Below are 23901 nucleotides of genomic sequence, written 5' to 3' on the forward strand. Positions count from 1 at the left end.
TAGGGATATTAATTTCCGTTGGGATCAACCGATGAGTTACGCTGGGCCTCCTTGGACTTGATGATGGCCAATTCACCCTTCGCCTCAGCCACGATTTCAGGATATTGACTGAAATTGGTACTGATACTTTCCAATATATACGTCGCTTGATAGGCATCATCCAGGGCGTAAAAGTTCTTTGCCATAAGCACCAAGCCTTTACCACCCCATTCCTTATAACTCGAATAGTCCTTGGCCAATTTTTGTACCGACGTATTTGATGCCTCGTATTGCCCTGATTGGTTTTTAAAATAAGCATCGTAATACAGTGCCTCTGCCGCGGTTTCCCCACTGGCAATTTTCAACACTTCTGCGTACGCTGCCTCTGCCCTTCCCATATCGTTGGTCTGAATGGCCGATCGGGCAATCATGATATGGGCATCACTTTTAATACGGTCATCAATACTGGAGGTTCCCAAAACTTTTTCGGCATACGCCAAGGTTTGTCCGTAGTTACCTTGTTCGTAATACCCCTTCATTAAATTCGATTGGGCAAAGGTCCTGTTCTGTTGAATATCGGCCTGATCCTCCAAACGTTCCAAGTACGGTAATGCGGTATTGTAATCTTTATTTCCAAGATAGATTTCGCAAACCCTTGTCAATGCTTGTTCGGTATACTCGCTTCCTCCCAAGTCGGCTACTTTCCTAAAGTAGGGCAAGGCCTTTTCCTTTTGGTCTTTTGCAAAATACAATTGCGCCAATTTAAAATTCGCGCTAACTGCATGCATCCCATTCGGGAATTGCTTCAGATAACTCTCGTACCCTCTAATGGCGGCATTCGTATTGCCCTCCATATGTTGTTTATCAGCGGATTCGAAACTGGCATTATCCAATTCGGTATCGGTGACCTCAACGAAATCCAAATCGCGTACCCATGCCGCATACTCATCTACACGTCCCAGATCCACATATACCAATTTGGCAGTGGCCACGGCTTGAATGGCTTCCTGTGTATTGGGAAAATCACGAACTACCTGCTTGAATTCCTCCAAGGCTTTTTCATTCCTATTGGCATTATAATGGACCAAACCCTGTCGCATAATAGCTTGGGGCACCAATGAACTTCCCTTATAGCCTTCGATAAGATGGTCATAGGTGACCAATCCTTTATTTTCCTGACCCGCGGAGATGTACGAATTACCCAACTCAAAAAGGGCATCATCCTTTAGGGTCGATTTTGGATATCTGGAAACAAACTTGTCCAACTCCTCGATTTTCGAATCACTTTTACCCACAAAACCATAGCTCAAGGCCTTTTGAAATGCGGCGTAATCCTTTTCGGGTCCTGTCAACGCCAAGGACTTGTTATACGTTTCAATGGCTGGCCAATATTTACTGGTCACAAAATAGCTATCACCCAATCGCAGATAAGCATCATTCAATTTTGCTTGATCAGTGACCCCTGATTTGGAAAAGCTATCAAAATAACTGATGGCATTGGCATAGTCCTTCAGTTTAAAATAGGTATACCCCATATTATAATCCACCTCCTTAGCCTCTTCCGTACGCTGGGCACTTGGGTTTTGTTTAAAATCGATATAATTGGCCAAAGCCTCCTCAAAACGGTTCAAGGTATATAAGGCCTCTGCATTCCAATAATTTGCCCTTGCCTTAAAAAGCGCATCCTCGGCACTGGATAAGGACTTTGTGAAATTCTCATGGGCACGGGCATAATCCCCATCGATAAACAGTTCCACCCCACGGTAAAAGGCCACTTTCTGATAGGTGGACTTACTTGCATAATTGCGGTTTTTTTCGAGTAGCTCCATGGCCCCCTCAAAATTCTTTGAGGTAATATAGGAATCTACCAACAACCCTTGCATTTCCTGTGCATGGCCATCATTGGGATATTTTTCCAGATAGCTTGAAATTACCTGGGGAACGGGCTCATACGCATTCCCGATCTCATAGCTTAAGCGCGCATAGTTCAAATAAGCATCTTTTTGAATCTCTTGGGAGAAATCCATTTGGGATGCATTACGGAACGCATTCAAAGCTTCCTGTTTTTTGTCCAATTTCAAATAACACTCCGCCAAATGGTAATAGGCATTTTGGGAAACACTGTTCGTTCCCCCAATGATTTTATTGAATTGCTGTATGGCATTCGCGAAATCACCCTGTTTATAAAAACAATATCCCAACAAGTAATAATCGGTATTGTTCCATTTTCCCCTTTTTCCTTTATACGCCTCCAAGTAGGGAATGGCATTTGCGTATTGTCCGAGGTTGAAATAGCTCTCCCCGATGATTTTATTGAGTTCGGAAACCTCATTCCTGTCCGATTTGGGCAATTGTTTCTTGGCCACGGCAATGGCCTCTTCGAATTTCCCCAACTTAAAATTCATGTCGGCCTGATAATACGACAGTTTTTCATCCAACAATTCCGGGTCCGTAATTTGGTCGAAACGCTCATTGGCCGCCTCATAATCATCTTGTTGATAAGCGATATACCCAAGGTAATATTTAGCCTGTGAACCATAAACCGGTGAACTGACCACCTTGTTCAGATATCTTTCGGCCTGTTTCCCCTTTCCTGAGGAAAACAATGAATATCCATAATTGAAATTGAACTTGTCCATCTCCTTACGGGACATCGCACTTTGATCTACCTTATTGTACCATTTTAAGGCATAGGGATATTTTCCCGTTTCAAAATAGTAATCGGCCACATCGGAATACGCCGAGTTGCGTTTGGTTGACGTCGGGTATTTTTCCACGAAATCCTCCATGAGGCGATCCGCTCCCAATTGGTTCAGGCGTACGGCGGCATTGGCCGCATAATAGGCACTATTTGCCTCGGTCTCATAATCTTTGGTCGACAGCCTTACCTTCTCGAAAATAGTTTGTGCAGCCTGGTATTGTTCATTGTTGTACAATGCCAGTGCATCTTGGTAATCCTTCTGTTCGTGGGTGTAGATTTTGGTCTCCTGGGCAGTGCCTAGACAAAACATTCCCATAAAAATGGGAATAAAAACGGTGATTCTTTTTAGCATAGTGTTCTAACTATTATAAAAATTCCGTAGTGGAATTTAAAAACTCCTTAAACAAAATTCCGCCTTGGCGGAAATAACTTTTCAGTGATACCTTAACGGTTAAAAACAATAACGACAAATATTATACCTAAGTATAACCTTAACATAATTGTAACAAGAACAAAGTAAAATATTTTTAACCGGGCGGCCTTTGATTTCATGTAGAACTTATTACTTTTATATCAACAATATAAATATGTCAGAATCTATTTTAGCATTGAAGGATGTCGGTGTTTTCCAAAAGGAGAATATGGTGTTGAACGAAGTAAGTTTAGACATTAAGAAAGGGGAATTCGTTTACCTGATAGGAAAGACCGGAAGCGGTAAGAGTAGTTTTATGAAAACCCTTTATGGTGACTTACCCTTACGCCAAGGCGAAGGCAGCATCGTGGGGTTCGACTTAAAGACGCTAAAGGAGAAAGATATTCCGTATCTACGTCGAAAATTGGGCATTGTGTTCCAAGATTTTAAATTATTGCCCGACCGCAACATCAACAACAACCTACAATTTGTCCTTAAGGCCACCGGATGGAAAGACCAAGCCAAGATGAATGGGCAAATCGAAGATGTTCTGGATAAGGTTGGCATGAAAACCAAGGGATTCAAGTTTCCACACGAACTTTCAGGTGGGGAACAACAACGTATTGCCATTGCCCGAGCACTTCTGAACGACCCGGAACTCATCTTGGCCGATGAACCCACAGGGAACCTTGACCCCCAAACCAGTGTAGAGGTGATGAAAGTACTTCAGGATATCAACAAATCAGGAAGGACTATACTGATGGCTACCCATGACTACGCCCTGATTTTAAAATACCCTTCAAAAACCCTGAAATGTGATGGCAGCAAGGTGTTTGAGGTCGTACAAAATGCCGTTTAAGCAACCTACGATATAAACATCCCTTATCATATTCTTTACACCTAATAGATTTGAATAGATTCAAACCTAGGCCTGTAATCCTTATAATCTTCAAAAGTTTCAAGTATTTCCATGCTTTCCCGCTGTGCTACCCAATGCCTTAATTTATCCGATCCGTTGATGATATCCAAAGGCACGTTCGTATAATCATATTCATAAGGGGGATCCAACCATTGGAAATCCTCCCCCATCAGGTGGTACAACTCCCTCATAAGCCATTGCCCAACCCGCCAGGGTTGAAAAACCGTATGATCGGTCACATGAATTTGAAATCCCCCACATGCCGTATCGGCGTGTTTTTGGAAAGTAGGCATAAAAACTATGGGTCGAATGGCCACCCCCTTCAATTTTGTTGTTTTCAAGGCTTGTTTTAGGTGTCCCTCATACAAACCAAAGGGTTCAATTTTTGGGTGCCCCACAATCTCCAAGGGTTGGGTAGTTCCCCGACCTTCGCTAAACCGGGTCCCTTCAAACAAGACCGTTCCGGGAAAGGTTAAGGCACTTTCATGTCTGGCCAAATTTGGCGAAGGCAACAACCACGGCAATCGGGTCTCTTCAAAAAACATGCCCCGTTCCCAGTTCCGCATTTTTATCACCCTATATGGTATTTGCTTGGCAGCCCAATATCTTTGGTGCATCAGACCAACTTCCCCAATGGTCATACCATGTCTAACAGGAATAGGATGGCGGCCGATGAAGGAAGCGAATCCAGGTTCCAAAACATTGCCTTCCAACGTTATTCCGTTCAGGGGATTAGGACGATCCAGCACAATCACCTCAATATCCTTATCCATACATTTTTCCAACAAAAGTGTCAGCGAATAGATGTAGGTATACATACGACACCCCACATCTTGAAGATCCACGAAAAAATGATCTATTCCCTGTAGCATCTCATCCGTGGGCACACGCGTTTCAGAATACAGGGAATACACTGGGATTTTAAAGAAAGGATGTTCACAATGGGCCGTTTCGATCATATTGTCCTGGGCATCGGTTGAAAATCCGTGTTGGGGACCAAAAAGTTTTACGAACCTAGGACCAAAAAGGGATTTGAATTTTAAGGCCGCATGTTCATATTCCCCATCGATGGATGCGTTATTACAAAGTAAGGCAACATTGCCCTTGAACTCTTTTTGAAGGTTCGGATCGCTCACCAAAACATCCAAACCTGTAGCGGTCTTCATCATAATTACAATAATTAAAAAAGTCTTGCCCCCGTTAGCCCCCAAATTTCGGTCAATAGCATGTGCTTCACCCACTATGGCCCTACAGGGGTATCCAAGACGCTATGGACTGCGAACAACATCCAAATTTCCCCTATAAAATTACAATTAATACAACCGTTTATGGCAAGAACAATTCATCTATTGGAATGGTTTTCACTTTAATCCCATGAGTGTGAAACGGTTGACCCCAATTTCCCCATAATTCTTCGAACAAAAAACACCAAGGATAGGCAAAATCAAACCAAGCTTACAGGATTTAGGGAACTTCCTACATTTTAAGTCCAATTCCTTTCCAACATATACTAACTTGTTAGTAAACAATACAGGTTATGCCACGATTCGAATATATTGGTTTCAAATATGCCGAATACCCCTTTGCATATTTATACAAGGATGAAAACGGCCAAAAAGGGGATAAAAAAATACATCAAATCATCTTTGGGGATTGGGTAGGGGTTTTGAAGCCCAAAAAGACAGACGGGGACTATTTGTTCGTTCGGGTACGTGGGGAAAATGGTTGGATGCACAAGGATGCCCTTCGGGACGAACGTGTTCTTGAAGTTGTTTTCCTGGATGTTGGACAAGGCGATGGGGCCTTGGTCGTAACCCCAGATGATGAGCATATCATAATCGATGCCGGATTGGGGGACAATATGTGGCGTTACCTAAAATGGAGGTATAATGAATTTAAAACCGAATGGGTCTTCAAATACGCCATAGCTAGTCACCCTGACCAGGACCATTACGGGGGCTATCATTATTTGGCGGGAGAACCCAATGTGTTTTTCAATGAATTCTTACATAATGGATTGCTGGAATACCAAAAAAACATAAAACCGTCCTATTTCGGGGAAACGGTAAAAACAGACCGCACGTACTATACCGACCTATTCGACAGCAAACAAAAAATCATTGATTATTTGGCCCACGAACCCAATTGGAAGCACCCTTCGGGCAATGAACAATGGGATAAGAATTATGCCAAGCTATTAAAACGTATGCTCGACAACAATAAAATCAATGGGGAGATACGCATGCTCAGTGAAGTCGATAAATATCTCGATGGGTTTGAACAGAACAAACCGCTTAACATACAAATCCTTGGGCCGGTCACTGAAACGGTCAACGGAAAAAAAGCATTGCGTTCCTTAGGCAACAAAGGCAAAACCAAAAACGGGCATTCCATTGTCTTTAAACTGAATTATAAGGACATCAATATCTTCCTGGGTGGTGACCTGAACATCAAGGCCGAGGAATTCCTCATGGCAAAACATACGGACATGAAATTGGATTTCAACTCTGCTACCGAGGAAAACGAATTCATTGAAAATGCCCGACAGTTCTTTGAATCCGACATTGCCAAAGCGTGCCATCATGGTAGTGCGGATTTCACCAGCTTATTCCTGAGATGCCTAAACTCGGTGGCTACGGTCATATCCAGTGGGGACGAAGAACAACATTCCCACCCCAGACCCGACACTTTAGGCGCAATAGGCGTAAACGGACGAGGGGATAGACCTTTGATCTTCAGTACGGAATTGGCCCGCTCGCATCGGGAAGATGAAAGAAAGACCTTGGCTGAGATCAATGAACTTGAAATTAAATTGGCAAAGGCGACAACCAATACCCGACGCCTACAACTCATCAATCAAATCCAAGAAAAGAACGAAAAGCTTAAGGAACGGAATGTCACGGTCTATGGCTCAATAAACCTACGTACCGATGGGGAACGGTGTATCATTGCCCAAAAATTGGAAAAAGGTGGTGGAAGCAAGGTTTGGGATATTTATAAATTGGAAAAAAACAATATAGGACGTTTCAAATACGTTCCTTAAATAGTATGATAAAAAAAGAAAAAGACAACCGACCCGATCAAAAAACCAGTCCGTTTATAGGACTTTTACTATTCTGTATATCAATCCTCCTATTAGTGATTACAGGTCCTTTGGGCTTTATCTATGGTATTCTCCATTCTTTGTTCACAAAGGGATTTTCCGGTATTGGGGAGTTTTTATTGAAAATCGCCATATCCATAGATCAATTGGGCAATGTAATGATGCAGCATTTACTGAACCAACTCTGGATCAAAAAAGAAGGTTATCGATTTGGCAATCGGGATGAAACCATTTCCAGTGTACTCGGCAAGAACAAACAGAATGCCACATTGACCGGTTTTGGAAAGGCCATCGATAAAATCCTGGATATCATCGACCCCAATCATTCCTTGAATTCCATAGATTATTACGTAGAACCCAACCATTAAGACGATGGCATCAAAAATCCAGCACACCTAAACCTGGCCGCTCAGAGGGGTACAACACCCCTTTCTCAAGGCGAAATATATCCTTGTAAGGATCAGAAACCAACTCTAAATGTCCGTCAAGATCCGCATACTTCACATTTTGTCTCGACAAAGCAAAATGTAAGCCTGCCGCTATCCCGAGTCCACATTCATCGATACAACCGACCATGGCCTCCAACCGTGCCGCCTTGGCAACGGAATCAATGTGGGTACCGACCATAATACCACCTACTTTCTGCAGTTTTATGTTCACCATATCCACCCGTTCATTCTGTGCCAAACGAAAAGCGTCGGTCAAAGTCTTTAAGCTTTCGTCAGCCATCACAGGAATATGCACCTGATCTGTAACCTGTCCCAAACGCTCTTCCACTTCCTGCTTGGTAGGTTGTTCAAAGATCTCTATCCCAATATCCTTTGTAGCCTTTACAAAAGCGACCGAATCCTTGACCGAATACCCTTGATTCCCATCAAAACGCAGGGTTATCTGCGGAAATTTCTCATGGATTTTGGTCATTTTATCAATATCATCCTGAAGGTTATCCCCTCCCTTTATCTTTAAAATGGAAAAACCTTGCCGTACATATTCCTGTGTATGCCTTAAGGTCTCTTCCACAGGCAAAATACCAATGGTAATGCTGGTGGCGATACTATTTCGATATCCTCCCAAAAATTTATACAGAGGCACTTCGGCCTTTTTGGAAATCAAATCGTACAACGCCATATCGACCATGGCCAATGCAGAGGATCGCTTTCCCAGCAATTGCTTCAACTCCATCAACACAAAGGCATAGGAAAAAGGATCCTTACCAACTAAATATGGAGCTATTATGGTGGTAATGGCATGCTCAACATCCTTAGGATTCTCACCTGTCACCACCAAATCGGGTGCAGCACAACCATAGCCCAGCCATTTGCCATCGGTCTCCAATTTCAGGATAAAATTGGTCGTCTTGCTAATGGTCTCGTAAGCGATGGTATAAGGCACGGATAAATCAATATCCAAACGTTCGTATGTAACTGCCGTGATTCTCATCAATATCTTTTTTGATACAATTCGTCCAAAGGTGTATTCTTGATCGACTCAACGAAACGTACCATATTCTTGATCATAACCTCCCACATTTTCTCTCCTTTCTCCTTAGTCCCTTTTGTGGCATCCCCCATAATTCCACTTTCAGAGATCTTATCGGTACGTACATACCAGCTAATACTACGGTCATCATCAAAATCAAGGTAATCACTACCAAATTTAAGGGTCGATTCCTGGGCCTTATCCATTTGTACCATATCCGGGCGAATCGCCAAGGTGGTACTCGTCTCTATTTCACCTGCATGGGCATCGTTAGGGGTCTCGACCATACCCGCCAAATCCACATCACTGGTCTCACCGGTATCCACACCCACAAAGATCTTTGCATCGCGGTTGATCATTTGGGCCGCATAACTCAATGTTGGGGCATTATCCCCATGGCCGTTAAGAATAATTATCTTCTTTACACCGTTCTTTGCCAAGCTCATTCCCAAATCATAAACAAATTTGGACAAGGCATCATTGGTTACACTCAACGTCCCCTTAAAACCATCATGATGGTAAGATACTCCAAAGGGTATGGGCGGTAATACCAAGGGTTTGGGATCTTCACAGGCCTCAGCTACCTTATAGGCCATATATTTGGCATCAAAGTAATCCACATCCAATGGTAAATGTGGCCCATGTTGTTCTATGGCCCCACAGGGTAGGATAACCGTATCAACGGTTTTTAAATAAGCCTCAATTTCTGGCCAGGTAAATTCTTCCCAAAGAAAACCAGCCTTTTTATTATTTGTGTTCATTGTTATTTTGTTAGAAAATAAGGGGTTTCGTAATCCTCATTTTGCAAGGTGAAGGTATGCCATTTTCGGTCACGTAACTTTACTGACCCATCGGAATATTTTGCTAAAATTCCAAAAAGCGGTTTTCGAACATGCATGGGTAGATCACGCATCATACTTCGCTCATTATCAAAGCGTAACTTTACGATCTCTGGATGTTCCTTGGCCAATTTCAAGGTGTGGTCGGTTTTATCGATCAACCCTTTTTCCATCAATAGGTAATACAAGTGGGATGCATCGCTACCGATTTGTTTTATACTACGGGCCGACAATGCCTTCAACCCTTTTTCAATCTGCTCCTCGGTGTACCCACATCGTTTGGGATCCTCATCCAATGCTTTCAACATACCCACGATACGTCTACACTTTTCACAATTGCCACAGGGCATCATTCTACCATTTTCCTCATGGGCAGCATGGCAAGACACTTGATGGGTCTGCAATTCGGGATAACGTTTTACCAAGATTTTCAATATCAATAGTTCAGAAGTACTTCTTAATATTGAGTATTGATACAGGTCCCAACCCTTCCTTTTATAATATCTCGTAAGTGCGTTGTCAAAATATTTACTCTGATCGTACAAGGAATTATAGTGGGATATCCCCTCATGGTTTCCCTTTACCGTAGTATCATACTCGTTCCCGATGAGTACATTACCAATATTTCGCTTTCGCACGATCGGGAGTGTTCCAAAAAGAAAAACCGCCACGGTCCATAAACGAATGGGATAGATATCGGCCCTGATGTTCTGAAAGTTCTCTTTGATGAAGGGCATCTGTTTCACCATCCAATTAAAGATACGGTCGCTATTGCACCAGGGTTTTGCCGTATTCGGTTCAATTTCCTTATAGTATTTATGCGAATTGATCGCCGTAAACCAATGCCTACCTGATTCGTTGATAAATACCGGATGGGCCTCACCGATTTCCTTTATGATTCCATAGGTCAAAAGGCTGTCCTTGCCCCCACTACTTAGAATCGCATATTTGTTTTTATCCGTTTCATTGATTTTCCCTTCAACCTTCAAATGGGCATATTCGGTATTTATAAATTCGATTTTAGCAGCGGTATACTGCTTTAATTTCTCGACTTTCAAACTATCAAAGGGCGGCTTTAAAAATTCATTTTTATGGAAGAATTTATTGACCACAATTTCCCGAGAGGTATTCTCCATCATATCCCTCAGAAAGCTTTTATCAATCTCGTCGAACAAACCATCAAATTGGATGGTTTCAAAAAAGAGTCCATAATTCAACGCGACCTGTGCCAACATCATGGAGGCCAAGTTAACATCCTCGGCATTCTTCCTATCAAAATACACTTGGTCATAGGAATAAATCAACTCATTCGAAACATGGGAACCATCCTCTTTACCAACAGTATAAACCGCTTTCACCCTTTTGGGTTCAACAGTAATCTGGTGAACCGTAAGCTTGGGAAAAACAACAAGAGATCTTATCGATGTCATTTCAAATGTTCCTTTAAAATTGCAATAAGGGGTTCCGCGCTGAATCGTAATACATCAAAGGCCGGCAACTTGGTCTCCAAGGTAATGTTCTTGCAGGCTTCCAGAATTTCTTCATCACTTTCCATCAACTCGTGGTTCACCGTTACAGCAATTACCTTTTTACCGGAAATGACTTCCACGGCATTGATCTGTTCTTTAAGGGAATGCAATTTGTAGCCCGGAAAACCATCATACTCCACTCTTTTAGGGGCGTGTTGCATAATCACAAAGTCGGGACGCCCGGCAGCCAATATCTCGAATCCGCCAGGATATGCGGGATTCATAAGACTCCCCTGCCCTTCGATCACAATCACATCCGGATTTTCGTTTTCATAGGCACTTACAACAGCGTGTTCTATTTCCCCAGAAACAAAATCGTTGATACAACTGTCCATGACCATACTGTACTTAGCGCCTTGCATCCATGCCGTTTGCCCCGTACCGACCATTTCAGCCTTGAGGCCTGCATTGCGGAAAGCATGGACAATGATCCAGGCCGTGGTACGCTTGCCCAATGCGGAATCGGTACCCAAGATGGCCAGTTTTAGGCAATCGACCTTTTCAATATCCCCTGTAAAAAAATGAAGCTTATCCCTATCCGGGGTTTTTCGTACATCACGGATCCTACAGTTTTTCTCCTTGGCCAATGCTACCATTTCGGGGTCATTGGTCAAAAAATCGTGCAATCCACTATCTATGTTCCATCCCTTTTGCAGTGCCTTTATAATGGTGCCCTTTGCCTCAAAAGGCAAACGTCCCCCATCGGGGGCCAAACCGATAACTAGGGTTTTCGGGGTATTTGCCTTGGGTAGTCCGGCAACAGCCTCATCCATATTCCCGAAAATGGGAATATCGTTCGCTTTCCCATCCAATACAAGACCGGCATCATTTCCTGCATATTTTGTATCCAACACACCAACCACCTCATAACGCTCGGTAAAACGTACCAATCCATGGGCTGTCTTACCATTTGGGGTATTGAATGCCCCTTCACAGTATACCAATGCCTTACCGTCTATTGTTTTTTTCATATCCGTTTATTTTTTAGCGGTCAATACCGCCACAAACCTACCAGGTTCAAAATTCAATTTTTCGTCCATTTCCAAAAGGGCAATAAGTCCGGCTGTCGCTGCCGGTAAAATTGTAAATCCTTCTTTTTTTGCCAACAAGGAAGTCATTTCCCTCATTTTCCGATCACTGATGTTAAATGCTTCCCCTTGTGATTCTTTCAAGGCATACAAAGCCTCCTCCCCATCAAAACTATGCCAGTTGATCAATGGTTCGTTGTATTTGGTCTCTTTAATGGCATCCGGTTTTAAATCCCTACAGTAATCCAGTCCCAAAATAAAGGACTGTACGATCGGATTTTTGCGACTCGAGGAAGCTGCTATCATTTTGGGAATCCTTGAGGTTTTACCTCGCTTATAAAGACTAACAAACCCCCTGTAGATTCCAGCGAACAACGTTCCGTTTGAAACCGGAACCGCACAATAATTGGGGGCATCCCCCAAATCCTCATATATTTCATTTGCAATTTGCGAATAGGCTGAAATCTGTAGGGGGGTATTGGACCCTCCCGGGTTGGCATCGTACCAATCATTTTCAAGCGCTAATTCGCTACTCTGCATAACTACGTCTTCATAATTGCCCGGAAGCCTTATAATCTCGGATCCAAGTGCCTCCATTTCAGCAATACGATCCGTATGATAACTTTCCGGTATATAAATCTTACATCTTATTCCCGCTAAATTGGCCGCCAAAGCCACTGCCACCCCATAATTGCCACAGGTTGCCAAAGAAACAACCCGATAATCCCTACGCAAGGCATCATAAATCTGGGCAAAGGCAATACGGTCTTTTTGGGTACCAGTAGGGTTATCCCCTTCATACTTAATGTACAATTGCCGTATACCGAATTCGCGCTCCATGGTCTTGGCACGGTTCAGTCCCGTGTCACCGACTTCCAAATTGATGATGTCTTCGAACGACTCGAGGCGATCGACCATCGATTTGCTCTTATCCTTGACAAAAGCACTCAACTCTCTTGCTTCCTCGGACACATTATTTTCCGAGGTTTTCACTCCGTCTTTAAGATTCATTTGGCATTATTGGTTTACCTCTTTAAGGTATGTAAAATTTTCAAGCGGGGCCTTGTATATTTAAATCTAAAATATAAGACCAAATAGGGTACATAGGTAGTATATTTATACATTCCCATTTAAATTTTAACACACCTTTTTTTAAATACAGGGCAATGAAGCCATTTTATTATGATTGTCGTTATTTTGCACCAATGAAATTTTAACACATTACGGATCAGTCGTTTGTATACTTTTGGCTACATTTTAAATACATAAAGCAACAATGAAAAATACCGTATCATTTTTTACTTTTTTAATGGTAGTCTCAATGGCCCTTAATGCCCAGAGTAAATTACCCATTCAAATAGATGATGCCAAAATAAAACCTTTACCTAGTTTGTTGGAAAGCTCCTTGCAAGCCGATTTGGAACGGGAATTAATGACAAACACCCAATGGAGCCAATTGATCTCACAAAAGAAAATGGCGGTTGGTATTGTAGACCTTCGTGACCCTGAGAATGTAAGGTTTGCCCGAGTGAATGGAAACCATATGATGTATGCTGCCAGTTTGCCTAAAATCGCGATTCTTTTATCCGCGATGGATGCTATTGAAAAGGGGGAATTGAAAGAAACCCCCGAAATTCGGAAAGACATGCGCCTTATGATAAGTAAATCGAACAACGCCGCATCGACGCGAATGATAGACCGTGTAGGTTATGAAAAAATAGAAGCGGTAATGACCGACCCGAAATATGAATTCTATGATGGAAACAAAGGTGGTGGACTCTGGGTCGGCAAACGATATGGTGGGGGTGGTGACACCCACAGGGAGCCTTTGAAAAATCTCAGTCATGCCGCAACCGTAACCCAAGTCTGTCGCTACTATTACCTTTTGGCCAATGGAAAGTTAGTCAATGAAAACCGTTCTAAGCAGATGTTGGCGATCATGGAGAACCCCGAATTACACCATAAATTCGTAAATACGTTGGATAAAATCGCACCCAATGCACGATTGTTCCGCAAATCGGGTTCCTGGAAAACCTTTCATTCCGATTCGATATTGGTCTGGGGAGAAAACCCAAACAGGCGGTATATATTGGTAGCGCTTATCGATGACCCCAATGGGGAACAGATAATCCGTGATTTGGTAAAACCGGTCGAAAAAGTTCTTATAAAGCGCATATCTTTAGCCAAAAACTAGCTCAAGGGCCAAAAGAAGCATGCTCCAAAATATAATCAAGAAAGTATTTGATGTACGGGAAGGGGAATTCAAGGTTTCACTTCTGATGTTGTCCTATATTTTCTTGATTATAGCCGTTTTACTGATCATTAAGCCAACCGTTAATGCACTGTTTCTTTCTGAGCTTGGGGTAGAACAATTGCCTTATGCCTTTTTATGGGTCTCGATTGCCGCGGTAATTAGCTCTTTTTTCTATTCAAAGGCCTTGGCCCGATTTTCCCTTCATAAAATAGTGAAGATCACCCTGATCACCTCGGTAGTGGTTTTAATTGGCTTGGGTGTTCTTTTGAAATTAGGGATCGTGAGCGGATGGCTCTTGTATTTCTTTTATGTCTGGGTAGCTATTTATGCGGTTTTATCCGCCTCCCAATTCTGGGTTCTGGCCAATTTGGTTTACAATGTCAGGGAAGCCAAACGATTATTCGGTTTTATAGGCTCTGGAGCCATTTTAGGGGGGATTTTCGGAGGATACCTTACTTCTATCCTTGCCCCAATTATCGGTAATGAAAATCTGATTTTCTTGGCTGCCTTTCTACTTTTATCCTGCATTCCCCTTCTGGGCCGTATCTGGAAATCACGGGTGAAAAAACTGGGGAAATTCAAGGAAAAGAAGCGAACGGCGACTAGCCCTGAAAGGCCTTTAAGACGTATTCGGCAATCAAGACATCTTACCTACATAGCACTGATTGTCGCTATTAGCGTGCTGGTGGCCAAACTGGTGGATTACCTCTTTAGCGATTTTGCGGCCGCAGCGATTATAGATGCGGATGAATTGACATCGTTCTTTGCGTTTTGGTTTTCCACATTCAATTTACTCTCATTGGCGATACAGTTATTTTTCACCCATAGGATTGTTGGGGTTTGGGGGGTTGGTTTCTCCCTTCTTTTATTACCCCTGGGTATTTTTGGTGGATCACTGCTTTTCCTGATTCTTCCAGAGCTTTCCGCCGTAGTGGTGATAAAGGCAATGGATGGTATCTTAAAACAATCCGTCAACAAAAGTGCCACCGAACTTTTGGCCCTGCCGTTGCCCTTTGAATTGAAGAACAAGACCAAATCGTTTATAGACGTTGTGGTTGATAGTATTGCAACGGGAATTGCCGGTTTTCTCCTGATTTTTGTAGTCCGTGGTCTTGATCTGCCTTCCTTCTATATTGCGGTACTCATTATTTTACTGGTGGGACTATGGCTTTTCTTTATTCTTCAGGTACGAAAGGAATACTACAAAACCTTTCGCGACAATTTGGAACTGATTACTGAACGGACAGGCAAAACCAATAAGCGTATCAAAAGAACTTCAGTTATAACCGGCATGCGCACGGTTTTTAAGAATGGTACCGAAGGGCAAATCCTATTCATGCTCGAAAAATTAATGGAAATCAATGACAGGAGATTTGAAAATGATGTCCTCGAGCTTCTTGCACACCCTTCAACCAAAGTACGCACAGCGGCCATACAAAACCTTTATTTTTTAAATAATTCCACAATGGCCACCAATATTTCGGACCTTCTAAATACCGATGATGAGGCATTGACATTGGCAAGTTTGGAATACCTTTTGTTACATGCCGAAAAAGATAGCCGATTGGTCTACGACCGGTATTTGGATCACCCCAATGAAAAGATTGCCGCTGCCGCACTCTATTGCCTTGCACGTGAGGCACGTGACAACCATCCCTTGAGAATATCGTACAAACTAGAAGAGCGTATCCAACGAAGAATAGAACGTCTTGAAACGGCCTCGGACCAAACCGCTTCCCTGGGCATGCTCTTGCAAACCATTGGAATTGCAAATATTCCGGGTTTTTACCCTTTTATCCTATCCTATTTGAAGCATCATGACATTACCATTGTCCAAACGGCGATTGAAGCTTTGGGAAAGACCATGCACCCTTCATTTATCCCCGTCCTAATCGATTTCTTACCCAATAAATCATTACGCACCCCAGCAATTGTTTCCCTACATAATTATGGTTCAAATGTCATCGGGGTACTTCTCGACATATTGAAAGAACGAACAACACCTTTGAATACCTGCCGGTTTATCCCCCTTGTGATCAAATCGTTCAAAACACAGGAATCCGTACGCACCTTATTGCTACTTTTGAACGATACCGATTTGGGCATACGGTTGGAAACGATTCGGGCCTTAAGTGATATTCGAAAAACCAATCCAGAACTTCAATTCAACCGACACCAGGTGGTTACCCAAATTTTCGAGGAATGCAAACTATATCACCAGACCCTAGCTGCCATGCATACCCAAATCATCATCTCGTATAGGAACCGTAAAAAATCCCGAAAAGAGATCAGTGACAAGGAGCGCGATGCCCGTACCAGTCTATTGGAACTCCTGGAACGTCGGTTGGATGCCGGACTCGAACGTATCTTTAAACTTTTAGGGTTGCGCTACCAACAAAAGGATGTTGAAATTGCGTACGAGGGATTACGCAGTGATAAACAGGAGGCCCAAACCAATGCCATTGAATTCTTGGACAATCTACTAACCGGGGATTTGAAACGAAAATTATTGCCCATCATCGAGGATTCAGCATTGGAAATATCTTCCGAGGAGGAACTACAAAAAATAAAACATAAAATTCCCACGGAAATGGAGTGTTTTCAATTTCTTCTACAGGGAAACGATCAAAAAATAAAACTGGCCGTTCTCTTTTTGATCAAGCATCAAAAAGACAAAAAATACCTTCCCATGGTCGAAAAGGAAGTTAAAAGTGATGATTTCAAATTACGGACGTTTGCCCAGGATGCCATTGAGGCGCTTCAATACCCGTCCTAGTTCATTCGTATCAACTTATCGATGTTCCCTGCCAAATACATATGGTCAGAAGCGGAATTTTTCCGTAGTACGTTGGTCATCAGTACCACCATATAATTGCAATTGTCAGGTTGTTCCACTATGGCCACCGAGTTCATGAAGTTCGTGACATTCCCCATATATTTACCGCAGGCCTCCCCCTTGCTTCGATCGCATTTATAAAGACTACCCGATTTGAAATATACGGCAGCCTCTTTTAAGGCGGGTGCCTGTGCGTATCGTATTCGACGATCGGTCATATACAGCAATCGTTTCATTTCCAAACTACTTTGTTCATCCACTACCTTACCCTGTTCCAATTGGATCAAGAATTTCATCAATCCGAAAGGGGTTCCTATACTTCCCCCCTTATCACCCACATAGGTGTTGGCCCCACGGGTAAAAAAACTTCCCAATCGCCATTCATCGGCGGTAATCCCTAAATCACGTAATGGGAGGTTTACGACATCATTACCTAGATCGGTCAATTCCTTTCTGGGGGTGTCCTTAAAATAGGCATCGCTTTCCTCCTGGGTCAGGTCGGGATACTTCTCCCCAAAAGCGGCCATTAGCAATACTTCGCGCCACACAATGCTTGCCGCAGCGTTATTACTGACCGATAGCATATGGTCTGTCCATTCATAGAGGGAAAAAACATCACTGGCTATCACCTGTCTTTTTACCAGTGTATTCTTTTCTATATTGTAAATTGGAATGGTATGTTCGTCGGTAAGTCCCCAAACCCCAGCTTGTACCGATTTGTTCCGTAACAGCTCGGTGCGTTTATCCCAGGAATCCGGATATATTTTGGCCAGTTGTACAAAGAGTCCGTTCAATACGGCCAATTTACCAACGCTCCCAGGTTGATAGCCCGAAGTTTCATTTCGTTGGGCATACCTAAGGTGCTCCACATCAGAGATATCGACTACGGTCAAGGAATAGCTTTTATCCAACCCCCGGAATAAGTTGTTTATTTCCTTTTGGAAATCAGCGTCTATGGTCATTAAGGCCGTAGCACTATCCTGATTTCTCGAAAGGAGGTTCAATTCAATCTCACTGTATGCCTTCATAGCCCCCGCGGGCAATGGGGTGGCATTCTTTATCTCACCACTTTTGATGAGTTCCAAACGTTTTAAACGTTTTATCCCGGTCTGCCCGTAACCATCAATGGGGTAATAATGCAAGGTTGTGAATGCGGAACAGACAACAAAAAGAACGATGTAAATAAAGGGTTTGGTCATTTGAGGTTTTTTGAGAGTGAAATTTCTTTGGTCGCATCGATTTTTGGGGTAATGGACTCCAAATACCCAGAACCCAATGCTTTTTTATTCTCAACAAATGGCCGAATCTGGAACAGCCATAATTTGTTGTTCTGAAAACCCAATTCTACGTCATAGGCCCCATTGTAATCCGATTTTGTTTCCTCTGGAAGGGTTTTACGGATAATCTGGGACAATTTTCGAATGTCATCGATATTCTGTTCATTGACGACGGCCTTGTCAAAGGTTGCGGTTTTCTTTCCTGTGCCCCCGGTTTTCGGCAACCTGTTGAAATAGGTTTCCCGCGCCGGTGCCAAAAGTCGGTAGCCCCCATCATGGAAAATGGTATAAGTTTCGGCAGACTGTCCATCTACCGCCCCGCCGGCCCCTCGGCTAAAAGCGATGGTAAGGTCCTGTTCGTCCCCCGAATTAATTCCTTTGGTAATCAATACGCCTGAATAATCAACATCCACAGAAGGTATCACCAGAATTGACGGAAAAACATTCTCCGGGTTCAACAAATATTTTTGACGCCATTTGAAACTGCGTTCTGTATAGGGGGAAGCCCATACTTCCTTGATGCCATTTAAAATCCTATCCCGATCCAGGACATTGAACAATGTCAGATTCAACCCTGCCCCAGTAAAATCCTTTAAATCCTCCATATTGGTGTCACTTCTAAGAAACACGGGGATTTCACCCAAGGACTGTCCGAAAACCGCATGGAAATCCGTATCCAATTGAGTCAAAAATCCAGGCTTTAGAGTCATCTTTTTAATGGCCTCCCTCAAGATTTCCAATTGTTCCAATTGATATTTTTCGACCTCGACCTCGGACATGTGGTTCCCAAGCAATCTTTCCGCATCGGCAAACATCTGATTTAAGAACTTCCAATAGGAAACAGATTGTCCTGGCATTTCCTGATCCATGTGTTCCCTAAAAATCCCAAATGGAATAACCAGACCTTCTACGACCTTATCTGGAAACATTTTTTTCAACTGCCCTAAATTAGCCGCTTTCGGCCCACACAGTTTACCCGAATCATGGGCATCAACACTCCTAAGGTTCAAAATTTCGGTTTGATCCAAACGGATTTGACCAATGGGAACCTCAATCTTTTCACTGCTTCGCTCTTTTTTTGTAAAAAGTCCATGTTCTTCCTGTGTCATTTGTGATTCTGGCTTCACGATTACATTTCCCTTATTGGAAACGGCGTAAAAAACCATCTGTCCATTGTACTGCTTCAGGCTTTGTAAATTTTCACCGGACAAGGCCGCATTGGGTATCCCTAAGTTTCGTGCCAGTAATTGTACATGGGAGACCATATTCCCTTCTGCCACGGTGGCAATCCCCGCCACCGGTTTCAAATCGGAGGGAGACCTTTGAAAAATGTAAATTTTATCCGAGGATACCTCGACCTCTTCGGGCGATCCGGTCACCACGACCAACTCCCCGAAAGCATAACCTGGATTAAGCCCCCTTATGGCACTTTGATTGGGGATATCCATAACCTTATTGGCCAGGGCAGACGCATTTGCAATAAAATCGCCCAATTCACCAACACTTTTTCCCAAATGCAATGCAATGGACCCGCGGATACGATCATCAATAAAACCATATGTCAAAGGTTCAAAGGACGCATAGGTATCCACTACTTGCTGATAATTTGCCTTTACCATGGCCGCACTCCATTCAACCGCACCACGGGCAGTTTCCAAAACAGTGGTCAATTCGGCAAGCGACATTGATGCCTTTTCCGACTGGCTTAGTGCCCCCTGTATCTGCGTCCATTCCCAAAGTTCCAAATAACCCGCTCCAGTTGATGCCGTTCCGAGGTAACATATTTTTTCCAGTTGCTCCTTTACATCCTTAGGCTGCCATTGTTGGGCGTTTTTAAAGATCAGTTCTTCCAACTTCAAGGAAACATCCAACAACTGTAGTCGGGCCAATGGCCGTTTCTCGTTCAGAATTCCCTCACGGATATCAAGGATTAACTGGGAAGCTTCCGATACCATAATTGAGGGGGTTGTTTCTGTTAAAGTGTTGGCCACAAATTCATCCAAGGAATTTCCCAATAGCGTACCTTTAAGCAGCGGTACCTTTTGTTGAAGCTTCGCAAAATCAACGGGTTTGAAGAAGGTGGTCATCGTGGCCAAGAGTCCATCAAACTTTGCATTCAAAGCTGGGGTGATTTTTGCGCTATTCTTTTGTCGAAACGTTTTTACCTTATCAATATCGGTTACTTCAGGTTGCCCATGGATCTTCACCCGTAAATCCATAAACCCATTCAACTCGTCCGAGATGACTTTGGACTGGCTACGCATTTTTTGGGCAAGATCATTGTCCCCACTATGGGGAATATCCTTCAAGGATTGCCGTATTAAAAAATATTCCGATTTCAAGACATCGTCTTTTGCCAACAACCATTCATAAAAGGCTATACCCCAAGCTTCCTCATCCTCTACTTGTATGGCACCGCGGTAAAATTGTCCCTTTCGGAGTATCCAACCATCATCGACAGACCTGAGATATTTATCAAGCTGGTACTGTTTTAATCGAGAGTGGTTAACATCGGTGTCCCAAAACACATCAACATCGGTATACGCCAAAATTTGACCCAAATAAATGTGGTGTTCCTTACCCAGAGCAATCACCTCGTCCTTATATCGGGCATGTTGTACTCCAGGACCTATATTGTCTGGGCAGGGATCCTTTGGGGCACGTATACTGCCATCGGTACAAAACCAACGAATGTCCTTATAAGGTCCTCTCAAATCAGACTTGTATAATGCTACCTGCCCGGCAAGTTTATTCCTGGTGCCCGACTCTTGGGAAAAGAGGGAAAAGACACCAAAAAAAGTATAGATAAAAAGACAAAAATATTTTGATGCCATAAGGTTTCCTTTTAATTCAGCCTAAAAGTAATGTCTATTTAAGGGCAAAAACCAACCAAAAGACACAACACCCAAAAATAGTGATATATCTTATTGAAAAACAATAATTTAAAGACTAATCTTTGCACACAAAAAAATCATAAAAAAAAGTAATAATTCAAAAAATTGTATTTCATTTGTGGTACAAAAGCAACACTAATTTTGCTTTCGTCACAGTATGAAAACCATTGGGCCACACCTATCATTAGGTAGTTCGATTCGCACTTCACTGTCGTCCGGTTTTATTCAAGAAAACAGGATGCCGGCCACTTCCGTTTTAACGGATTTGATATATCACATTCCCTTCCTTTCTAATTCCCAAGTGAGGTAAATTTCCTTAGTTGGGTTGGACTTCCGGAATGAGGTTTAACTTTCAATAGGATCCTATTCTCTTTTTATTAATCATTCATTATGTAATACCCATTATTATGAAAACACTTTTTATAACCTTGTTTTTAATCGTCTCCAACCTTGGTGGTGCAACCCTTCAAGAAACAGAAAAAATGACCGCCACTTTTGATGGCATTGAAGACGGAATCTACTATTTCACCGATGCTGACGGATTTTCAAATGAATTTCAGCATATTAGTGAAGATGCCCTTAACAGTTTTGACCTCTCTGATGCCAAATACAAAGGGCAAACCTTTATCATTACCTATATATCCGAGACTGAAACTGATGACCTTGATGAGGAAATCAGTGTGAACACCATTACTGGATTAAAATTGAAACAATAATCATAAGGGGCCTTGAGCCCCTTATTTTTTATCCATATTTTTCTAAAATCCCCATTCAAATCAATTTCCAACAAACCTCTTTTCCTATCCCCGATTCTTTTTATTACTTTGCGAATGAAACGTAAAAAATAAAAATGGTAGTTCTTGGTATTGATATTGGAGGTTCTGGAATGAAAGGTGCATTGGTTGATTCACTTACGGGTGAAATGCTGACAGAAAGGTATCGTATACCGACCCCACCTTCTAGAAAACCCAAGGAAATGGCCATCGTGGTCAATGAACTTGTTCAACATTTCAATCACAAAGGGCCGATAGGCGTAGGCTTCCCTACAGTGATAAAAAATGGCTACTGTAAATCACCCGGGAATCTCCATAAGAAATGGCTGGACATAAATGTTCAGGAATTGTTTGCCGAGGCTACCGGCCTACCCGTAACGGTCATCAATGATGCCGATGCCGCGGGATATGCCACCATGAACTATGGTATTGGCAAAGGAAAATTAGGCCTGGTAATCATGATTACCATTGGTACCGGATTGGGCAGTGGGGCCTTCTTGGACGGAGAACTTATCCCCAATTTTGAACTCGGCCAAATACCCTATAAAAAGTTTAAAAAAATCGAGTCATGGGCAAGCGCTGCCGCTAAGGAACGTGAAGAACTCAGCTATGAAAAATGGGGGAAACGCTTTAATACCTTCTTGGGACTTGTAGAATTACTTGTCTCCCCTGACCTGATCATTTTAGGTGGTGGCACTTCAAAGAAATTCAATCAATTTAAACAGTGCATCACTATCGGCACTCCTGTAATTCCTGCTGAACTGCGCAATGAAGCGGGCATTATAGGTGCAGCAGCAGCTGCCATGCACCATGCCCCGAAACACTTCATCAAGGAATAAAAAACAAATCAATCCATAAAAGAAAGGCTTTTTTTAAAGGCCTTTCTTTATAATTGCGTTTTCAGGAACCGCAAAGAAAGCATCGTCTATATCTTTCACAAAATGGATATCGGTTATATCAATTTGAGTAACGTACTCACCTGGCATACCATCTTTTGTCGTCCAATGGGTTTTCAATTCTTTTGGCAATAGTACTCCACTTACATCCGCCAATTCCCCTACTTCCATGAATTTTTCAGGATTGTGACCACCATTTTTAAAATATTCAGGATAGGAAACAATATACCTGTTTGCTGTCAATAAATGTGTTTCCTTATCAAATTGCAAAATATAATAATCATCCGGGGCATCTCCCGTACCTGCTTCGAAAGTTACCTTTACGACATCATTGGTCTTGTTCTTATAGGTCACTTCGGGCAACAATTCCAAATTCACACCTTCCCCATCCAAAACAAAAGGGTGGCCCATTAAATAAAGTGGTGTCAATGCCCAAAACTTGGTATCGTATGCAAAGGCCGTGGAATCTTTCGCCACTACCCAAGCGGTTTTGCCATCCCAACCATATTTGGCCGTACTGTCGGTAACACTCGTATGAACAGCCTTATTACGCCATACATCCAGGACCTGATAACTATCTCGGGGCGTATTACCCCCTAAAGGCTGATAATTGAAACGAAAGGATAACGCCCCATTACCATACCAATTATCCAATCCGCCATGTGCTTCCATCGCTGCCCAAACGATTTTTCCCGCCTCGGATTTTCCCAGTTTTACTTTCGCTTTTGAAACACGGTTCTTAACCCACGATTCAGGAATCGTATAATCTTGGACCATTACTTGATTTGTTTCCTGTACCGCCCGCTTTTCTTCTTTGGATTGTTCCTTACATGAAGACAGTAAAACTACCATGGCCAACACGCCCATTATCATTACTTTCATAAAAATCATTTATTATTTAAAGGATTCAGTCGTATCCAATCCTATTAGCTTTCAAATTATGGCAATAAAAAGGCCCTGACGGTATCATCAGGGCCTTTTT

At 42.7% G+C, this 23901-nt stretch carries 17 protein-coding genes; 7 read left to right on the forward strand and 10 right to left on the reverse strand.

Annotated elements, in window-relative coordinates:
- Positions 1-8 precede the first annotated feature (8 nt).
- Complete coding sequence (locus tag LX92_RS06480) at positions 9-3032, reverse strand: tetratricopeptide repeat protein (RefSeq protein ID WP_109649464.1); 3024 nt, start codon at positions 3030-3032, stop codon at positions 9-11.
- Between the two features lie 235 nt (positions 3033-3267).
- On the opposite strand from LX92_RS06480, the gene LX92_RS06485 reads away from it, so the two are divergent.
- Complete coding sequence (locus LX92_RS06485) at positions 3268-3951, forward strand: cell division ATP-binding protein FtsE (RefSeq protein ID WP_109649465.1); 684 nt, start codon at positions 3268-3270, stop codon at positions 3949-3951.
- 41 nt (positions 3952-3992) lie between these two features.
- Here LX92_RS06485 and LX92_RS06490 read toward each other — a convergent pair whose 3' ends face one another.
- Positions 3993-5180 (reverse strand): exo-beta-N-acetylmuramidase NamZ family protein, encoded by a 1188-nt coding sequence (locus LX92_RS06490; protein WP_109649665.1) that lies wholly within the window; start codon positions 5178-5180, stop codon positions 3993-3995.
- 368 nt (positions 5181-5548) lie between these two features.
- Between LX92_RS06490 and LX92_RS06495 the strand changes: the two genes are divergently transcribed.
- Both LX92_RS06495 and LX92_RS06500 read left to right on the forward strand, forming a co-directional pair.
- Complete coding sequence (locus LX92_RS06495) at positions 5549-7054, forward strand: ComEC/Rec2 family competence protein (protein WP_109649466.1); 1506 nt, start codon at positions 5549-5551, stop codon at positions 7052-7054.
- A gap of 5 nt (positions 7055-7059) precedes the next feature.
- A complete protein-coding gene (locus LX92_RS06500; protein ID WP_190263520.1) occupies positions 7060-7482 on the forward strand; it encodes a hypothetical protein in 423 nt (140 codons plus the stop codon).
- Between the two features lie 10 nt (positions 7483-7492).
- Here LX92_RS06500 and LX92_RS06505 read toward each other — a convergent pair whose 3' ends face one another.
- Genes LX92_RS06505 through LX92_RS06525 form a run of 5 tightly spaced genes read right to left on the reverse strand, consistent with a single transcriptional unit; the run spans position 7493 to position 13000 of the window.
- Positions 7493-8554, reverse strand: coding sequence for a mandelate racemase/muconate lactonizing enzyme family protein (locus LX92_RS06505; protein ID WP_109649467.1), 1062 nt, complete (start codon positions 8552-8554; stop codon positions 7493-7495).
- Positions 8554-9354, reverse strand: coding sequence for a creatininase family protein (locus LX92_RS06510; protein ID WP_109649468.1), 801 nt, complete (start codon positions 9352-9354; stop codon positions 8554-8556). Before LX92_RS06510 ends, LX92_RS06505 begins: the two co-directional genes overlap by 1 nt.
- Before the next feature lie 2 nt (positions 9355-9356).
- Positions 9357-10862, reverse strand: a complete 1506-nt coding sequence (locus LX92_RS06515) for a hypothetical protein (RefSeq protein ID WP_109649469.1) — start codon at positions 10860-10862, stop codon at positions 9357-9359.
- Positions 10859-11932 (reverse strand): DUF1611 domain-containing protein, encoded by a 1074-nt coding sequence (locus LX92_RS06520; RefSeq protein ID WP_109649470.1) that lies wholly within the window; start codon positions 11930-11932, stop codon positions 10859-10861. The genes LX92_RS06515 and LX92_RS06520 overlap by 4 nt, the downstream gene beginning before the upstream one ends.
- A 6-nt stretch (positions 11933-11938) precedes the next feature.
- Positions 11939-13000: a pyridoxal-phosphate dependent enzyme gene (locus tag LX92_RS06525; RefSeq protein ID WP_109649471.1), complete on the reverse strand. Its 1062-nt coding sequence runs from the start codon at positions 12998-13000 to the stop codon at positions 11939-11941.
- A gap of 265 nt (positions 13001-13265) precedes the next feature.
- On the opposite strand from LX92_RS06525, the gene LX92_RS06530 reads away from it, so the two are divergent.
- Positions 13266-14183 (forward strand): serine hydrolase, encoded by a 918-nt coding sequence (locus LX92_RS06530; RefSeq protein ID WP_109649472.1) that lies wholly within the window; start codon positions 13266-13268, stop codon positions 14181-14183.
- A 19-nt stretch (positions 14184-14202) separates the two neighbouring features.
- Positions 14203-17019: an MFS transporter gene (locus tag LX92_RS06535; protein ID WP_109649473.1), complete on the forward strand. Its 2817-nt coding sequence runs from the start codon at positions 14203-14205 to the stop codon at positions 17017-17019.
- On the opposite strand, the gene LX92_RS06540 is transcribed toward LX92_RS06535, so the two are convergent.
- Together LX92_RS06540 and LX92_RS06545 are read right to left on the reverse strand one after the other, a co-directional pair.
- Entirely contained in the window at positions 17016-18278 is a 1263-nt protein-coding gene (locus LX92_RS06540; protein WP_109649474.1) for a serine hydrolase, read from the reverse strand. The genes LX92_RS06535 and LX92_RS06540 overlap by 4 nt on opposite strands.
- Positions 18275-21190, reverse strand: coding sequence for a PEP/pyruvate-binding domain-containing protein (locus LX92_RS06545; RefSeq protein WP_109649475.1), 2916 nt, complete (start codon positions 21188-21190; stop codon positions 18275-18277). The genes LX92_RS06540 and LX92_RS06545 overlap by 4 nt, the downstream gene beginning before the upstream one ends.
- A 467-nt stretch (positions 21191-21657) precedes the next feature.
- On the opposite strand from LX92_RS06545, the gene LX92_RS06550 reads away from it, so the two are divergent.
- Together LX92_RS06550 and ppgK are read left to right on the forward strand one after the other, a co-directional pair.
- The gene (locus tag LX92_RS06550) at positions 21658-21966 is read left to right on the forward strand and encodes a hypothetical protein (RefSeq protein WP_109649476.1); all 309 of its coding nucleotides are present in this window, start codon (positions 21658-21660) and stop codon (positions 21964-21966) included.
- 134 nt (positions 21967-22100) lie between these two features.
- Complete coding sequence (gene ppgK, locus LX92_RS06555; protein ID WP_109649477.1) at positions 22101-22862, forward strand: polyphosphate--glucose phosphotransferase; 762 nt, start codon at positions 22101-22103, stop codon at positions 22860-22862.
- A gap of 33 nt (positions 22863-22895) precedes the next feature.
- On the opposite strand, the gene LX92_RS06560 is transcribed toward ppgK, so the two are convergent.
- Positions 22896-23801 carry a LolA-like protein gene (locus LX92_RS06560; RefSeq protein ID WP_109649666.1) on the reverse strand — a complete coding sequence of 302 codons (906 nt, stop codon included), beginning with the start codon at positions 23799-23801 and terminating at the stop codon, positions 22896-22898.
- Between the last annotated feature and the right edge of the window lie 100 nt (positions 23802-23901).

The organism is Maribacter polysiphoniae, from assembly GCF_003148665.1.
Classification (GTDB): Bacteria; Bacteroidota; Bacteroidia; order Flavobacteriales; family Flavobacteriaceae; genus Maribacter_A; species Maribacter_A polysiphoniae.

Bases quoted from the DNA above. Each gene is read 5' to 3' on its own strand.
- LX92_RS06480 (WP_109649464.1), bottom strand. From the start codon at position 3,032: ATGCTAAAAAGAATCACCGTTTTTATTCCCATTTTTATGGGAATGTTT.
- LX92_RS06485 (WP_109649465.1), top strand. From the start codon at position 3,268: ATGTCAGAATCTATTTTAGCATTGAAGGATGTCGGTGTTTTCCAAAAG.
- LX92_RS06490 (WP_109649665.1), bottom strand. From the start codon at position 5,180: ATGATGAAGACCGCTACAGGTTTGGATGTTTTGGTGAGCGATCCGAAC.
- LX92_RS06495 (WP_109649466.1), top strand. From the start codon at position 5,549: ATGCCACGATTCGAATATATTGGTTTCAAATATGCCGAATACCCCTTT.
- LX92_RS06500 (WP_190263520.1), top strand. From the start codon at position 7,060: ATGATAAAAAAAGAAAAAGACAACCGACCCGATCAAAAAACCAGTCCG.
- LX92_RS06505 (WP_109649467.1), bottom strand. From the start codon at position 8,554: ATGAGAATCACGGCAGTTACATACGAACGTTTGGATATTGATTTATCC.
- LX92_RS06510 (WP_109649468.1), bottom strand. From the start codon at position 9,354: ATGAACACAAATAATAAAAAGGCTGGTTTTCTTTGGGAAGAATTTACC.
- LX92_RS06515 (WP_109649469.1), bottom strand. From the start codon at position 10,862: ATGACATCGATAAGATCTCTTGTTGTTTTTCCCAAGCTTACGGTTCAC.
- LX92_RS06520 (WP_109649470.1), bottom strand. From the start codon at position 11,932: ATGAAAAAAACAATAGACGGTAAGGCATTGGTATACTGTGAAGGGGCA.
- LX92_RS06525 (WP_109649471.1), bottom strand. From the start codon at position 13,000: ATGAATCTTAAAGACGGAGTGAAAACCTCGGAAAATAATGTGTCCGAG.
- LX92_RS06530 (WP_109649472.1), top strand. From the start codon at position 13,266: ATGAAAAATACCGTATCATTTTTTACTTTTTTAATGGTAGTCTCAATG.
- LX92_RS06535 (WP_109649473.1), top strand. From the start codon at position 14,203: ATGCTCCAAAATATAATCAAGAAAGTATTTGATGTACGGGAAGGGGAA.
- LX92_RS06540 (WP_109649474.1), bottom strand. From the start codon at position 18,278: ATGACCAAACCCTTTATTTACATCGTTCTTTTTGTTGTCTGTTCCGCA.
- LX92_RS06545 (WP_109649475.1), bottom strand. From the start codon at position 21,190: ATGGCATCAAAATATTTTTGTCTTTTTATCTATACTTTTTTTGGTGTC.
- LX92_RS06550 (WP_109649476.1), top strand. From the start codon at position 21,658: ATGAAAACACTTTTTATAACCTTGTTTTTAATCGTCTCCAACCTTGGT.
- ppgK (WP_109649477.1), top strand. From the start codon at position 22,101: ATGGTAGTTCTTGGTATTGATATTGGAGGTTCTGGAATGAAAGGTGCA.
- LX92_RS06560 (WP_109649666.1), bottom strand. From the start codon at position 23,801: ATGAAAGTAATGATAATGGGCGTGTTGGCCATGGTAGTTTTACTGTCT.